The organism is Curtobacterium sp. NPDC098951 (genome assembly GCF_044759965.1).
In the GTDB taxonomy this organism is placed as follows: Bacteria; Actinomycetota; Actinomycetes; order Actinomycetales; family Microbacteriaceae; genus Curtobacterium.
The window spans coordinates 259429-274283 of record NZ_JBIWAG010000004.1 but is presented as its reverse complement, the minus strand read 5'-3'; the positions used below and the strand labels follow the sequence as shown (position 1 = coordinate 274283).

Sequence of the window (14855 nt, the reverse complement as noted above, 5' to 3'; positions counted from 1 at the left end):
ACGGAGCGGCGCGCACGCGTCGTGGCGGTCATGCGGTCGTCCCCGGCCCGGGGACGGGACTCGACGTGCCGGGCCGGAGCGGCGCCTCCCGGTCCGGTGGTCCGAACGGACCGAACGCGACGATGAGCGCACCGACGACCGCGCACCCGGCGAAGGTGAGCGCCGCCGCGCGGACCCCGTCGACGAAGGCCTGGACGTCGGTCGCCGGCAGGCCGAGCAGGCTGCCGTCGTAGGCCGCGGCCTGCTGCGCCGCGGACAGGCCGCTCGTGGCGATCGCCAGGCCGAGCGCCGTCGAGAACAGGAAGCCGGCGTTCTGGAGCGCGGACCGGATGGCGTTCGCGATGCCCCGGCGGTGCTCCGGCACCCGGGTCATCAGCGCCGACGTGCTCGGGGTCATGAACACGCCGGTGCCGACGCCCACGGCACCGAGTCCGACGGCCGTGACCGCGTAGTCGCCGTCGTCGGCGAGGGAGCCCGCAAGGACCGCCGCACCGACCGCGATGAGGAGCATGCCGATGGTCGACAGTGTCCGGGCCGGGACCCGCCTGGCGAGGACCCCGGCGCTCGCGGCGGCCACCGTCGTGCCGATCGGGGTCGGCAGGACCCAGAGGGCGGCCTCGACGGCGTCCTTGCCGGAGACCGCCTGGAACGACAGTGACGCCAGCAGCACGAGCGCGTAGCTCGACAGCGCGCACAGTCCGGCGGCCGAGAACAGCGTGATGGTCGCCCGGTCACGGAAGATCGCCGGGTCGACGAGCGGGTGCGCCACACGGCGCTGGGTCCACACGAACACGGCGCCGAGCAGCACCGCGCCCGAGGCCATCGCCACGACCGGCGTCGCCGCCCACCCGGCTGAGCCGCCGACCGACACGGCACCGACGAGCAGGCCGACCGCCGCGACGGACAGCAGCGAGCCGGGGACGTCGAGGCGCTCGCCGGAGCGTGGGCGGGCCGCTCGGGGGATGAGCCGCAGGGACCACACCAGGCCGGCGAGCGAGATCGGGATGCCGCCGAGGAAGATCCAGCGCCAGCCGAACGACTCCGCGACGAGGCCGCCGACGACCGGGCCGATGACCTGCCCGACGGCGGCGACGGTGGCGTTCAGCCCGAGGCCGAGCGACAGGATCGACTCCGGGAACACGTCGGTGAGGAGCGCGGTGGTGTTCGTCACGATGGCGGCGGCACCGACCCCCTGCACGAGTCGTGCGGCGAGCAGGACGGCGGCGTCCGGCGCGATCCCGCACGCGAGCGAGGCGAGGAGGAAGACGAGGATGCCGGCGATGTACAGCCGACGGCGACCGACGAGGTCCGCGATCCGGCCGAACACCAGGATGAGCGTCGTGGTGGTGAGCATGTAGCTCAGCAGGACCCAGCTGGACTGCAGGGCGGTGGCGTCGAGGTCGCGACTGACGTCGGGGAGGGCGACGAGCAGGGCGCTCGAGGAGATGAAGACGAGGACGACGCTGAGGCTCGAGGCGCAGAGCACCTGCCACGCGCGTCGGCGGGCGCCGCCCTCGTCCGTGGTGCGGTTACTGATCGGTCGACCCTCTCGTGGCGGATGCGGGCGGCACCCGGTGGTGGTGGTCGGTGACGGCCTGGAACGCCGCGGCGGCGGACAGCACGAGCCGGTCGTCCCACGGGCGCGCGACGAGCTGGACCCCGACCGGCAGACCGTCCGGCGCGGTCCCGGCGGGCATCATGAGCGCGGGGAAGCCGACGTAGTCGAACAGCCGGGTGTTCCGGGGGACGACGTCGTGCAGGTTGTACGGCACCCCGTCGACCGACATCGTGAGGTCGTCGAGGCGCGGCGCGGTGGCGCCGATCCCCGGTGTCAGCACGACGTCGACCCCGGCCTCGTCCATCCGCCGGACCATCGCGGCCTGCACGAGCGGACGGCGACGGAGGGCACGGAGGTAGTCCGCGGCCGTCGGCGTGAACGCCACGTCGAAGCGTGCCCGGGTGCCGGCGTCGAACAGGTCGGCGGTGTCGGCGTTGGCCTCCTGGTTGGCGGCGAGTTCGCCGTAGAAGACGGTCCAGCACTCGGCGTCGATCGCCTCGAGGTCGTCGAACTCGATCGGCACGATCGTCGCCCCGAGGCCGCGGAACCGGTCGATCGCGGCCGCGTGCGCGTCGAGCACGGCGCCGTCCACCCGTTCGGTGAACCAGCCGCGCGGGACACCGATGCGGAGTCCGACGACGCGGTCCGGCGCGGCCTCGACGAGCGGGACCGCGGTGTGCGTCGTCGGGTCCTCGCCGTCGCCGCCGGCGACGACGGCGAGCACGAGCGCGAGGTCCTCGGCCGTGCGGGCCATCGGGCCGACGTGGTCGAGGGTCCACGACAGGCTCGCGACGCCGGTGCGGGGGACGAGGCCGTACGTCGGCTTGATGCCGGTCGTGCCGCACAGCGCCGAGGGGACCCGGATGGAGCCGCCGGTGTCCGACCCGAGGGCGAGCGGCACGATCCGCGCGGCGAGCGCCGAGCCGGAGCCGGTCGACGACCCGCCCGTCCACCGCTCGGGGTCCCACGGGTTCCGGACCGCGCCGTACCGGGCGTTGTGCGGGCCGCCGCAGGCGAACTCGGTCGTCGCGGCCATGAACACCGGGATCGCCCCGGCGGCACGGAGTCGTGCCACGACGGTCGCGTCGGCGGGGGCCACGCGGTCGCCGGTCTGCAGCGACCCGCTCGTGACGACCGTGTCGGCGACGTCGATGATGTCCTTCACCGCGAACGGGATGCCCTCGAGCGGACGGGCGTCGCCCGCGGCCCAGCGCCGGGTGGACTCCGCCGCTGCCTGCTCGGCACCGTCGACCGGTCGGAGGACCGCGTCGGACCACACGGCGTCGCTCGTCCAGTGCGGAGCGAGGGCGGCGACGACCGCGGTGGGGGTGGTGGCGCCGTCGCGGTAGGCGGCGAGGAGCTCCGTGACGCTCGCGGCGGCGGGGTCGGACGCGGTGTCCGTCGTCGCGCGGACCGGTGCGGCTGGTGTCGGCGCGGCGGGTGCCGGCGCGGCGTCGACCGCCGCCCCGAGGAGCCGGGCGAACAGCGCGTGGCTGTGGCCCGGCTCGGCGGGGAGCGACGACGGCGCGGCCGGGAGCGGGTTGGCGCGGCTGTCCCGCAGCGCCTGCTCCAGCTGGGGCGCGATCGTCCCGCGCACGACGGCGAAGACGTCCGTCACGCCGGCACCGCCGCCACGTGGGCATCTGCGAGGTAGCGGAACACCCCGGGCTGCCGGTCGCGCCCGAGCGGGAAGTCCGACCGCGCTGCCGCCACCTCGGCGACGTCGAGCGTCGCCCGGACGATCGGCCCGGCCTCGTGCGCCGGGGCGGAGACCACGAGCTCGCCGCGGGGCGACACGACCGACGAGCGACCGAAGTAGCTCACGGTCTTGCCGTCGACGGTCTCCTCGCCGCCCCGGTTCGGGGCGACGACCCAGGTCTGCGTCTCGAGGGCGCGCACCTGCAGCTCCTGCGTGAAGAGCGTCTCGCGGAAGCCCATCGAGGAGACGAGCACGAGCATCACCTCGGCGCCGGCCGCACGCGAGGCGAGCCAGTACTCGGGGAAGCTCCGGTCGTAGCAGATGAGCATGCCGAACCGGGTGCCGAGCGCGTCGAACACGACCGGCCCAGACCCCGGCGCGAAGTAGTGCTTCTCGTCGACGTCGGAGATCGCGTTCGTCGGGATCGACGTCTTCCGGTAGGCCGGCACGCGGTCGCCGTGCACGTCGGTGCCGTGCACGAGGGTGCCGTCCGCGTCGATCAGGACGGCGCTGTTGTACTGCGCGTCGCCGGCGTCCTCGTAGAGGCCGAAGGCCACCGCGGTGCCGAGTCGCTTCGCGGCCGCGGCGAACCGGGCCGTCGCCGGACCGGGGACCGGCTGCGCCCATGCCTTGCGGGTGTCGTTCCGGACGCCGCAGAAGTACGGCGTCGTGGTGAGTTCCGGGAAGACGACGAGGTCGGCGCCCGCCGCTGCCTGTTCGAACAGGGCGAGGAGCTCGTCGAGCGCCCGGTCGTGGTCGGCGGGGATCTGCCCGGCCTGGACGACCGCGACCTCGAGGACCGGCGCCGTGGTGTCGGCCGTCATGCGGTGACCGCGCTCGGTGCGGAGGAGACGACGCCCTCGCGGGTGCGCATGAGCGGCTGGATCTTCGTGCCGAAGTCGTCCATGCCCTGCAGGAAGTCGTCGAACACGAGCATGATGCCCTTCGTGCCCTCGACCGCGGCGGCCTCGTCGAGCATCGCCGCGACGCGCTCGTACGAGCCGACGAGCGTGCCCATGTTCATGTTCACGGCGCCCTCCGGGAGCGAGATCCGCTTCGCGGTGTTGCCGTCCTCGCCGTTCGTGTCGGTGAGCGCCTGCCCGGTCATCCAGGCGATGGCCTCGACGTCCACGCCGTCGCTGTAGCGCTGCCACTTCACCTGCGCGGCCTCGTCGGTCTCGTCGGCGATGACCATGAAGAGGACGTACGAGCCGACGTCGCGGCCGGTCTTCGCGCGGGCCTCGAGGAGCGCCTGGTTCTGCTCGGCGTACGCGGTCGGGGTGTTCACGCCGACGCCCATCGAGAAGTTGTAGTCCGAGTACTCCGCGGCGAAGGCCATGCCCTGGGACGACTGGCCGGCCGAGACGATCGGGATGTGCGACGTCGGCTTCGGGAGCATCCGGCAGTCGTCCATCTGGAAGTACTCGCCCTGGAAGTTGCTGACGCCGTCCTCCCACAGCTCCTTCATGACCTGCATGTACTCGGTCTGGTACGCGTAGCGGCGCTTGAAGTGCACCTCGTCGCCCGGCCAGAGCCCCATCTGGTCGTACTCCGCCTTCTGCCAGCCGGCGACGAGGTTCAGCCCGAAGCGTCCGTGTGAGATCGAGTCGATCGTTGCGGCCATGCGGGCGGCGATCGCCGGCGGGATGGTCAGCACCGCGGTGGTGGCGAACAGGCGGATGCGCTCCGTCCGTGCGGCGAGCCCGGCCATCAGGGTGAAGGACTCGAGGTTCTCGTCCCAGAACCCGCTCGGACCGCCGAAGCCGCGCAGCTTGATCATCGACAGGGCGAAGTCGAAGCCGTACGACTCGGCCTTCTGCACGATCTCGAGGTTGAGGTCGAACGACGGCTTGTACTGCGGCGAGGTGGTCGAGATGAGCCAGCCGTTGCTGCCGATCGGGATGAAGACTCCGATGTCCATGGGGGACTCGCTTTCTGTGTGTGGTGGAGGGTCAGGACTGCTTCGCGGCGGCCTTGGCGGCGCTCGCGACGGCGTGTCGACGGATGGTCTGGGAGACGGCGACGGCGACGATGAGCGCGCCGCCGTAGAACAGCTGCTGGACGAAGTTGTCGGCGCCGAGCATCTGCAGCCCGACGACGCCGGAGAACAGGAAGTACACGGCGATGAACGTGCCGATGGCGTTGAAGCGCCCGGGGATGATCGCGGTCGCCCCGAGGTAGCAGGCGGCGAACGCAGGGAGCAGGAAGGACTGTCCGCTCGACGGGTCCGCCCCGCCGAGGGTGCCGGCGTAGACGACCCCGGCGACCGCGGCGGTGAAGCCGGCGCCGACGAACGCGCCCACCCGGAGCCGACGGACGTTCAGACCGGACAGCTCGGCGACCGTGCGGCCGGTGCCGACGAAGAGCAGACGGCGGCCGACGGGCGTGGCGCTCAGGACGACGAGGACGACGACCGTCGCGACGAGCCCGTACACGAACGCCAGCGGCAGCCCTGCGAGCCCGCGCCAGCCGACCGTGGCGTTCACGAGCGCGGCGTCGATCCCGGTGACCGACGAGGACGCGCTCATCCACTGGATGATGCCGATCATGAACGTCGAGGTGCCGAGCGTCACGATGAACGAGTCGATCCGGAACGCCACCGTCAGGAGCCCGTTCACGAGCCCGACGACGACGCCGATCGCCAGGCCGACGAGGATCGAGGGCACGAGCGGCACGTCCATCTTCGCGTTCAGGACGGCGATCGCCATCGCGGAGAGCGACATCGTCGAGGCACCGGACAGGTCGAACTCACCGGCGGTCAGCGGGAAGAGGAACCCGAGCGCCAGGATGAGCAGCACCGACTGCGACCCGAGGATGTTCTGCAGGTTGCCGAGCGTCGGGTAGGTGTCCGGCAGCGCCACGCTGAACGCGATGACGATGACGAGCCAGGCGCCGAGCAGCGCGTACCGCTCGGTGTGCCCCCACGAGAAGCGCGGGCGGGAGGGACGGACGATCGAGGTCTCGAGGACGGGTTCGGCGGTGGTGGACATCAGGCGGTCTCCTTGACGGGGGAGGAGTCGACGGGGGAGGAGGGGGCGGGATCGACGAGGCTCGCGACGACGGCCGCCGCGATGACGTCGCGGTCGATCCGGTCGCCGGTGAGGACGTCGTGGACACGGCCGTGGGCGAGGACCACGACGCGGTCGCACATCTGGGCGAGCTGGTCGTAGTCCGTCGAGGCGCAGAGGATCGGGACGCCCTGGTCGGCCCTCCGTCGGAGCATCGAGAAGATCGCCGCGCGGGCACCGACGTCGATGCCCTGCGTCGGCTCCTGGAGCAGCACGAGGGTCGGGTCGTCCTGCATCCACTTCGCGAGGACGGCCTTCTGCTGGTTGCCGCCGGAGAGCGTGCCGAACAGCGCCGACGGGTCCGCCGGACGGACGTCCCAGTCGCGGACGAGTCCCTGGACGTGCGACCGCTCCCGTGCCGGCGAGAGCCCGAGCACGCCCCGGAGCTTCCCGAGGACCGGCAGCGTCACGTTCTGCTCGACGGACAGGGTCAGGGCGCCGCCCTCGCGCTTCCGGTCGGCGGGGACGTAGACCACGCCCCGGGCGACGGAAGCAGCCGGGGTGGTCCCGCCGACCTCGACGGTGGTGCCCCGCAGCGTGAGCGAACCGCTCGCCGCCCGCGCGCCGTACAGGCCGGGCAGCACGTCCTCGACGCCGGAGCCGGCGAGTCCGGTGATGCCGACGACCTCGCCGTCCGCGACGTCGAACGAGAGTCCGTCGACGACACCGGCACGGAGGTCCCGGACCGACACCACCGCGTCGCCCGTGGTCGCCGGACGCGGGCTGCGGGCGGTCGCCGTGTCGAGACCCCGTCCGACGATGAGCGAGACGAGCTCGTCGGCCGTCGTGGTCGCGGTGTCGCGGTGCGCCTGGACCCGACCGGCACGGAGGACCGTGACGCGGTCGGCGTGCTCGAGCACCTCCGACATGTCGTGCGAGACCAGCAGCGCGGACGTGCGACCGTCGGACACCAGGTCCTTGACGACGCGGAAGAGCAGGTCCGCGTCCTCCTTGGGCAGGAACACCGTCGGCTCGTCGAGGACGATCAGGGCACGGTGCTCGCCCAGCTCGGCGACGGCTCGCAGGATCGCGACGAGGGCCTTCTGCGTGTCGGTCAGCTCGTCGATCCGGGCCCGCGGGTCGATGTCCACCCCGTACCGGGCGAAGAGCTCGGCGGCCGCCCGGTGCTCGGCGCCCCAGCGGACGAACGGCCCGCGGCCGGCGACGACCGTGGCGAGCCGGAGGTTCTCCGTCACGCCGAGCGACGGCACCAGCGCGAGGTCCTGGTGCACGAAGCTGATGCCGACGCGGCGGAAGTACCCGGGGGGCACGGGCAGGGGCAGGCGGGCGCCGCGGACCTCGATCGTCGCCCCCGGGTCCGGCGCGTACGTGCCGGAGAGGATCTTGATGAGGGTCGACTTGCCGGAGCCGTTCTCGCCGAGCAGCGCGTGGACCTGGCCGGGACGGACCTCGAGGTCGACGCCGTCCAGCGCGGTCAGGCCGCCGAACCGCTTGGTGAGCCCGCTGATCCGCAGGACCGGTGCGGAGACCGCACCGGCGTCGGCGACCGCAGCGTGCGCTGCGGGGCCGAGCCGTGCCTCTCGGGTGGCGCTCACTTCGCCGGACCCCAGATCGCCTCGTAGCCGGACTTGTAGGCGTCGCCGTAGCCCTTGCTCGGCGCCGGCGGCGTCCCGGCCTCGTCGACGTTGTCCTTCGTGAAGACCTTGAGCGGCGTCTTCTCGTCACCGTCCTCGACGATCGGGGTGTCGGTGAGGACGCGGCCGGCCTGGTCGAGCGTGGCGTAGGCGAGCCACTCCATGTTCTCGCCGATGTCCATCGTCATGACGTTCCCCTGCTGCAGGATCTTCATGACCGCGGGCGTCCCGTTGTACGAGGACGTGAACACCTGGCCGGTCTTGCCGGCCGCCGTCACCCCGGCCTCGACGAAGAGGGCCATCGAGTCGTACACGGGCAGGACGTAGTCGAGGTTCGGGTCGGACTGGATCGCGGACTGCACGGTCGACGAGATCTTCGTCGCCCAGTCGGCCACCGGCACGTTCGTCACCTTCACCTTGCAGCCGGAGCAGTACTGGTCGAACTCCTCCTGCATGGCCTTGACGATGCCGTCCGACGGCGGGACCTCGGACGAGGTGATGATGAGCACGTCGCCCGCGCCCTTCGTCTCCTTGATCGCCCAGTCGGCGTTGAGCTTCGCGGCCTCGTGGAACGGGGCCGTGACCTGCGCGGCGACGAGCGGCTGCAGCTGGTCGGGGAGCGACTCGCCGGTCTGGTAGGTGTGGCTGATCAGCACCGGGATGCCCGCCGCCTTCGCCCGCTTGAGCGCCGGCACGATGAGCTCGCCGTTGACGCCCTGCGCGAGGACGATGATGTCGGCCTTCCGGCTGATCGCCTGGTCGATGCCGGCGGACTGCTCGGTCGGGGTGCCCTGGTTCGTGTACTCGATCCACTTCGCGCCGTACTGCTCGGCGAGCTGCTGCCCCGCCTCGTCGACGGACACGATGAACGGCACCGCGGACGAGTTCGGGATGTTGAAGATCGTCTTGCCGGCGATCTTCGACATGTCGAAGGGCTTGCCCTCGAACGTGAACTCCGGGTCGACGCTGGCTGCCGTGATCTGGCTGGAGGCGTGCTCGACCCCGGCGGAGTCGTCCGCCGAACCGGTCGAGGCGGTCGAGGTGGCGGAGCAGGCGGACAGGAACAGCACGCCGGAGAGCGCGGCGGCCAGGACCGCGGGTCGGACGAGCCTGGTTCGGGTGGGTGCGGGGGACGACATCGGTCGAGGACCTCCAGGACGTGGTGCGGGGACGGGTGACGGGTGCGGGTGCTGCGGGGACGCCGAACACCCCGCGGCGCGGGGTGGGGTGGGCGTGACGGCGAGGGGCCCGGTCACGGCACGGGATGTGGGAGAGCGCTCCGCCGGCGGCGATGCGTCGTGGGTGACGGGGCCGCTCCGGTGGGGCTGATGCGAATGTAACGGGCTGTGGACGGCCGAGGGGGCCCGCGGGGTAACGGTCCTGTTAGGCGTTTGTTTCGCCGGTGTTAGGCCACCGACACGGCACGCTCGACGACCCGCCGCGGCGCGCCGTTCCGGGCCGGTCGTTCCCGCCGCCCGCACCCGGATCGGCGCGGATCCGCGCGATCACGCGGCGGCGACGCCCGGGCGAAACACCCCGGACGCACCCGCGCCGACTTCCGGTAACGCGTCTCTCACAAGTCGGCGCTCCCGGAGGCGACCGACGCTGGCGGAATGCGCGGAACCGGCCCGCACCGCTGCCCGCTGACCAGGACATTCCCCGTCGCGTCGACGGGGGCGCGCTGGCGTAACCCACCCGACACGACGGCGCCACGGAGGCGAAACGAACGACGGATGGACTGCACTCGCACCCCGTCGCCGACCACCCCGCCCCCGACCGCAGGAGCAGCACACGATGATCACCACCGTCGTCGCCGGCAACCCCAAACCGGCATCACGGACGCTCGACGCGGCCACCGTCGTGCTCGAACGGCTCACCGGCCGTGCGCCGGACCACGTCGTCGACGTGATCGACCTTGGCCCGGGCCTGCTCGGCTGGGGCGACGACGGGGTCACCGAGGCGGTGCGCACCGTCGCCGCGTCGGACCTCGTGGTCGTCGCCTCGCCCACCTTCAAGGCGACCTACACCGGCGTGCTCAAGCTGTTCCTCGACCAGTTCGGCACCGGGGACGGGCTCGCCGGGGTCACCGCCGTCCCGCTCATGCTCGGCGCCGGGCCCGCACACGCCCTCGCCCCCGAGGTCTTCCTCAAGCCCGTGCTCGTCGAGCTCGGCGCGACCGTCCCGGCCCCGGCCCTGTACCTCAACGACAAGCAGTACTCCGAGCCCGCATCGACCGAGGTCTGGCTCGCCCGGTGGCGTGACGTCGTCCTCGGTGCGGCCGCGAGCCTCCAGGAAGGAACCCGCTCATGATCAGCCCCTACTCGCCCGAGGCACCCGACCTCACCGCCCTCCGCCAGGCGTTCTCCGGCTTCCCCTGCGGGGTCGCCGCGCTCGCCGCGGTCGTCGACGACGAGCCCACCGTGCTCGTCGCCTCGTCCTTCACGGTCGGGGTGTCCCAGGACCCGCCGCTCGTGATGTTCGCGGTGCAGCACACCTCGTCGACGTGGCCGGTCCTGCGGGAGGCCGGCACGATCGGCGTCTCGATCCTCGGCGAAGGGCACGCGCAGGTCACCCGGCAGCTCGCGTCGAAGGACCGGTCGGTCCGCTTCGTCGGCGTGGAGACCACGGTCTCCGAGACGGGCTCGGTGTTCCTCGAGGGTGCACCGATCTGGCTCGAGTGCGCCGTCGAGCACACCTACCCGGCGGGGGACCACGACATCGTCGTGCTCCGGGTCCTCGGGCTCATGTCGGACTTCGCGCACAGCCCGTTGGTCTGGCACCGCTCCGCGTTCGCGACGCTGAGCGCCTGAGCGTCGGCGGTCGGGCGGGGGGGGGGGGGGGGGGGGGGGGGGGGGGGGCGCCCCCCCCCCCCCCCCCCCCCCCCGCCTCCCGTCCGGTGCTGCGGCGTCAGCCGCGGAGGGCCTCCGCGAGCTTCACGCGGCCGCCGGTGCGCAGCAGCGCGTTCTCGTAGATCCGGGCGCCGACGAGCACGACGACGACGACCGAGGCCGCCACGACGAGGAGCGACAGGATCGGCTCCCACCACTCGACCGTGCCGAGGAAGATCCGCATCGGCATGCCGATCGCGGCGCTGAACGGCACGTAGGACATCACGCCGAGGATCGTCGGGTTGCTGTACGCGACGATGATGAGGATGTACGGGATCATCACGAGCATCATCACGGGGGTGGTGACGCTGCCGACGTCCTCCTGGCGCGAGACGAGCACCGCGGCCGCCGCGAACAGCGAGGCGACGAGCACGAAGCCGATCGCGAAGAAGCCGACGAACCAGAGCATGCTCGGGCCGAGCACCGTGAACATGTTGTCCTGACCGGTCACCGCGAGCGTCACCGCCGCCGCGATCGCCACCGCGACGATCTGCGCGAAGGCCATCACGCTGTTGCCGAGCACCTTGCCGGCGAGGAGCGCCCGTGCCGGGATCGCCGCCATGAGGATCTCGACGACGCGGGTGGACTTCTCCTCGACGACGCTCTGGGCGATCGACTGGCCGAACGTCACGGCGGAGGCGAAGTACACGACGCCGAAGGCCAGCGCCACGATGTAGATCAGCCCGCCGGGGATTGCGCTCGGGTCGAGGAGCTCGACGCGGGGCGAGACGCTCAGCGCCTGCACGACGTCGGTCGGCGCGTCGTCCAGTCCGACGACGCGGTAGCCGAGCGGGTCGTCGGACGGCAGGACCGCCGCGTCGACGTCACCGCTCCGGACGAGTCGCTCGGCCGCGGCCGTGGTCGGCGCCTCGGTGACGTCGAGCCCCCTGCTGGTCGGCAGGTCGACGCCCGTGACGACCGCCACGGGGGTGGTGTCGCCCGACGTCGCCTTGCCGACGATGCCGCCGACGACGATCGACGCGACGACCATGAGGACGAGGATCAGGGCGGACACGACGAACGCCTTGCTGCGCAGGCGGGCCTGGATCTCGCGCGCGGCGACGAGCCGTACGGACGCAACGAACGAGGAGTTCATCGGACGACCTCCCGGAAGACCTCGCTGAGGCGCGGTACACGCGGCGAGAACGACCCGACGGTGCCGTGCTGGACGGCACGCTGCAGCACCCGCTGCGCGGTGGCGTCGTCGGCCTCGAACACGGCGTAGCCGCCGTCGAACTCGCGGACGGTGACCCCCGGTTCGTCGCGGAGCCAGGCGACGTCGCCGTCGACGAGCAGCTCCCACGCGGCGGGCCCGGCGTGCTTGCGCAGCTCCTCCTGCGGGCCGGCGGCGCGGATCGTGCCGTCGGCGATCACGACGACGTCGTCGCAGAGTCGTTCGACGACGTCCAGCTGGTGGCTCGAGAACAGGACCGGCACGCCGCCCGCCGCCGATTCGCGCAGCACGGCGAGCACGACGTCGACGGCCATCGGGTCGAGGCCGGAGAACGGCTCGTCGAGCACGAGGACCTCGGGGTCGTGGGCGAGTGCCGCCGCGACCTGCACACGCTGCTGGTTGCCGAGGGACAGCTTCTCGACGGCGTCGGTCGCGTGCTGGGTGAGCCCGAGGCGGTCGAGCAGGTCCGTGGTGCGGTCCGTGGCGGTCCGCTTGTCCACGCCGTGCAGCCGGGCGAAGTACGTGATCTGCTCGGCGACCGGCATCTTCGGGTAGAGGCCGCGCTCCTCGGGCATGTAGCCGAAGCGGCGGCGGTCGGCCGGACCGATCACGGAGCCGTCGATCGACACGGTGCCGGCGTCGGCCTGGAGCACGCCGAGCAGGATCCGCATCGTGGTGGTCTTGCCGGCGCCGTTGCCGCCGACGAACCCGGTCAGGCGTCCGTCGCCGACCGTGAACGTCACGTCGTCGAGCACGCGGCGGTCACCGTACTGCTTGGTCACCCCGTCGATGGTGAGCATCTCGTTCCCCTCCCGTGGCGGTTCGGTCCGCCTGCGTCGACGCTATTGCGCGCGGTGCGACGGGCGCCTCCGGCTGGCGACGGGGATCGGAGCACTGCGGCCTCCGCCGCGTGGGGGAGCGCGGGCCGGGCGGGGGACTAGGCGGGGGTTCCGGCCACGCCGTGCTCGAAGGCCCACACGACCGCCTGGATGCGGTCGCGCAGTCCGAGCTTCTGCAGCACGTTCGACACGTGGGTCTTCACGGTCGCCTCGCCGACCCACAGCTCCGTCGCGATCTCGGCGTTGCTCAGCCCGCGGGCGAGCAGCCGGAGGACCTCGGTCTCACGCTCGGTGAGCCCCGCGGTCTGGACGGCGTCCTCGCCGTGGCCGTCCGCGGCCGCGGGCGCCGCCGGCCCCGATGTCGCGCGGCTGATCACCCGACGGGTCACGTCCGGGGCGAGCAGCGCGTCACCGGCAGCGACCGTGCGGACGGCGTCGATCAGCCGTTCGGGGGAGGCGTTCTTCAGCAGGAAGCCGCTCGCCCCCGCCTCGAGCGCCTGGAAGAGGGCGTCGTCGTGGTCGAACGTCGTCAGGACGAGCACGGCAGGGGGCTCCGGGAGCGCGGCGATCCGGCGCGCCGCCTCGAGCCCGTCGACGTTCGGCATCTGCACGTCGAGGCACACCACGTCCGGTCGGTGCGTCCGGACCGCCTCGACCGCTTCGGCGCCGTCAGCGGCCTCGCCGACGACCCGGAAACCCGGTTCGGACTCGAGGATCACGCGGAAGCCGGCCCGGACGAGGTCCTGGTCGTCCGCGAGCACGATGGTCAGGTCGTCGGCAGCCATGCCCGCACCAGGAAGCCTCCCCGGGCGCGCGGCCCGATCTCGATCCGTCCGCCCACCGCGGCGACGCGTTCGCGCATCCCCACGTGGCCGAGTCCGCTGCCCGCGGTGTTCCGCGGTGCCCGGTCGCCGTGGCCGTCGTCGGTGACCTCGACCTCGACGCCGCCGTCGAGGTACCGGACCCGGACGTCCGCCCGGGCGCTCGGACCCGCGTGCTTGAGGACGTTCGTCACCGCTTCCTGCGCGATCCGGTACGCGACGGCGGACACCGTCGGCGGGACGGCACGGGTGGAGCCGACGACCACGTACTCGGTCGGGTGGCCGGCCGTGCGGGCGGAGTCGGCGAGCTCGCCGATGCGGGCGAGCCCCTCGGTGCTCGGCGCGGCACGGTGGTCGTCGCCGAGGTCCCCGTCGGCCCGCAGGGTGCCGAGCATCCGACGGAGCTCCTCGACGGCGGTCCGGGCGCTCTGCTCGACGACGCCGAGCGACGCCGTCGCCTGCTCGGGGTCGTGGCCGATCACGCGGCGTGCGGCCCCGGCCTGCACGCCCATCAGGGACACGTGGTGCGCCACGACGTCGTGGAGCTCCCGAGCGATGCGCACGCGCTCGATCGTGACCGCCTGGGCCGCGCTGCGCTCCCGCTCGGCGGCGAGTTCGGCGGTGCGGAGGTCGAGTTCGTGCTTCGCCACCGCGGACGCCCAGGCCCGGTTGCCGGCGTACCAGGCAGCACCGAAGTAGATGACGTTGATCACGATGTTGAGCAGGGAGTACGCGATGTACGGCGGGATGAGTCCGCCGTCGTCGTTCGGCAGCGCGTTCGGCACGGCCCACCCGAAGGCGATCGCGACGAACAGCCACGCGAACATGCCCCCGATGACCACCCACCGCACGACCTCGGCGCGGACCCGGTCCGAGCACCACGCGCCGACCGTGTAGAGCGCGATGAACAGCGTGAAGTTCACGAGGAAGAGCTCGGGCACGTGCAGGATCTGCGTCGCCGCGAACGCGAGGGCCGAGACGACCGCCATGGTCATCGGCCAGCGACGGCGGAACGCGACCGGCGCGGCGTTCGCCACGATGAGCAGGCCCGAGACCCACCACGCGGCCTGGTCGTCGCCGTAGGTGCCGGCCGAGCCGTACAGCATCGTCGTGATCGTCAGGCCGACGCCGAGCACGACCGCGAGCAGGGCGTCCTGCCGGTGTTCACAGCGCCCCACCGGCAGCCGTGACCACTCCGCCGCCGTCCCCATGG

13 protein-coding genes are annotated in these 14855 nt (G+C 72.5%); 2 read left to right on the top strand and 11 right to left on the bottom strand.

Features of this window, described 5'->3' with window-relative positions; all coding sequences use genetic code 11:
- Positions 1-28: 28 nt before the first annotated feature.
- From ACIQUC_RS13710 to ACIQUC_RS13680, 7 genes are read right to left on the bottom strand one after another with little or no spacing between them, the layout of a single operon-like run.
- On the bottom strand, positions 29-1486 hold the full coding sequence (locus tag ACIQUC_RS13710) for an MFS transporter (protein ID WP_402267858.1): 1458 nt from the start codon (positions 1484-1486) through the stop codon (positions 29-31).
- Between the two features lie 43 nt (positions 1487-1529).
- Positions 1530-3176 carry an amidase gene (locus ACIQUC_RS13705; protein WP_022906818.1) on the bottom strand — a complete coding sequence of 549 codons (1647 nt, stop codon included), beginning with the start codon at positions 3174-3176 and terminating at the stop codon, positions 1530-1532.
- On the bottom strand, positions 3173-4081 hold the full coding sequence (locus ACIQUC_RS13700) for a carbon-nitrogen hydrolase family protein (RefSeq protein WP_402267855.1): 909 nt from the start codon (positions 4079-4081) through the stop codon (positions 3173-3175). The genes ACIQUC_RS13705 and ACIQUC_RS13700 overlap by 4 nt, the downstream gene beginning before the upstream one ends.
- Positions 4078-5178, bottom strand: coding sequence for a pyrimidine utilization protein A (gene rutA, locus ACIQUC_RS13695; protein WP_402267852.1), 1101 nt, complete (start codon positions 5176-5178; stop codon positions 4078-4080). The genes ACIQUC_RS13700 and rutA overlap by 4 nt, the downstream gene beginning before the upstream one ends.
- A gap of 31 nt (positions 5179-5209) precedes the next feature.
- Positions 5210-6247 (bottom strand): ABC transporter permease, encoded by a 1038-nt coding sequence (locus ACIQUC_RS13690; RefSeq protein ID WP_022906821.1) that lies wholly within the window; start codon positions 6245-6247, stop codon positions 5210-5212.
- Positions 6247-7881: a sugar ABC transporter ATP-binding protein gene (locus ACIQUC_RS13685; protein WP_402267849.1), complete on the bottom strand. Its 1635-nt coding sequence runs from the start codon at positions 7879-7881 to the stop codon at positions 6247-6249. Before ACIQUC_RS13685 ends, ACIQUC_RS13690 begins: the two co-directional genes overlap by 1 nt.
- Complete coding sequence (locus ACIQUC_RS13680; RefSeq protein WP_022906824.1) at positions 7878-9059, bottom strand: sugar ABC transporter substrate-binding protein; 1182 nt, start codon at positions 9057-9059, stop codon at positions 7878-7880. The genes ACIQUC_RS13685 and ACIQUC_RS13680 overlap by 4 nt, the downstream gene beginning before the upstream one ends.
- Before the next feature lie 655 nt (positions 9060-9714).
- On the opposite strand from ACIQUC_RS13680, the gene ACIQUC_RS13675 reads away from it, so the two are divergent.
- Together ACIQUC_RS13675 and ACIQUC_RS13670 are read left to right on the top strand one after the other, a co-directional pair.
- Positions 9715-10230, top strand: a complete 516-nt coding sequence (locus ACIQUC_RS13675; protein ID WP_402267846.1) for an NADPH-dependent FMN reductase — start codon at positions 9715-9717, stop codon at positions 10228-10230.
- Entirely contained in the window at positions 10227-10730 is a 504-nt protein-coding gene (locus tag ACIQUC_RS13670; RefSeq protein ID WP_022906826.1) for a flavin reductase family protein, read from the top strand. Before ACIQUC_RS13675 ends, ACIQUC_RS13670 begins: the two co-directional genes overlap by 4 nt.
- Positions 10731-10827: 97 nt before the next feature.
- Here the strand turns inward: ACIQUC_RS13670 and ACIQUC_RS13665 are convergent, their stop codons facing one another.
- The 4 genes from ACIQUC_RS13665 to ACIQUC_RS13650 all read right to left on the bottom strand — a co-directional run bounded on the left by ACIQUC_RS13665 (position 10828) and on the right by ACIQUC_RS13650 (position 14853).
- Positions 10828-11904 carry an ABC transporter permease gene (locus ACIQUC_RS13665; RefSeq protein WP_022906827.1) on the bottom strand — a complete coding sequence of 359 codons (1077 nt, stop codon included), beginning with the start codon at positions 11902-11904 and terminating at the stop codon, positions 10828-10830.
- A complete protein-coding gene (locus ACIQUC_RS13660; protein WP_402267842.1) occupies positions 11901-12782 on the bottom strand; it encodes an ABC transporter ATP-binding protein in 882 nt (293 codons plus the stop codon). The genes ACIQUC_RS13665 and ACIQUC_RS13660 overlap by 4 nt, the downstream gene beginning before the upstream one ends.
- 137 nt (positions 12783-12919) lie before the next feature.
- Positions 12920-13606: a response regulator gene (locus tag ACIQUC_RS13655; protein ID WP_402267839.1), complete on the bottom strand. Its 687-nt coding sequence runs from the start codon at positions 13604-13606 to the stop codon at positions 12920-12922.
- Positions 13588-14853, bottom strand: coding sequence for a sensor histidine kinase (locus ACIQUC_RS13650; RefSeq protein WP_402267836.1), 1266 nt, complete (start codon positions 14851-14853; stop codon positions 13588-13590). Before ACIQUC_RS13650 ends, ACIQUC_RS13655 begins: the two co-directional genes overlap by 19 nt.
- Between the last annotated feature and the right edge of the window lie 2 nt (positions 14854-14855).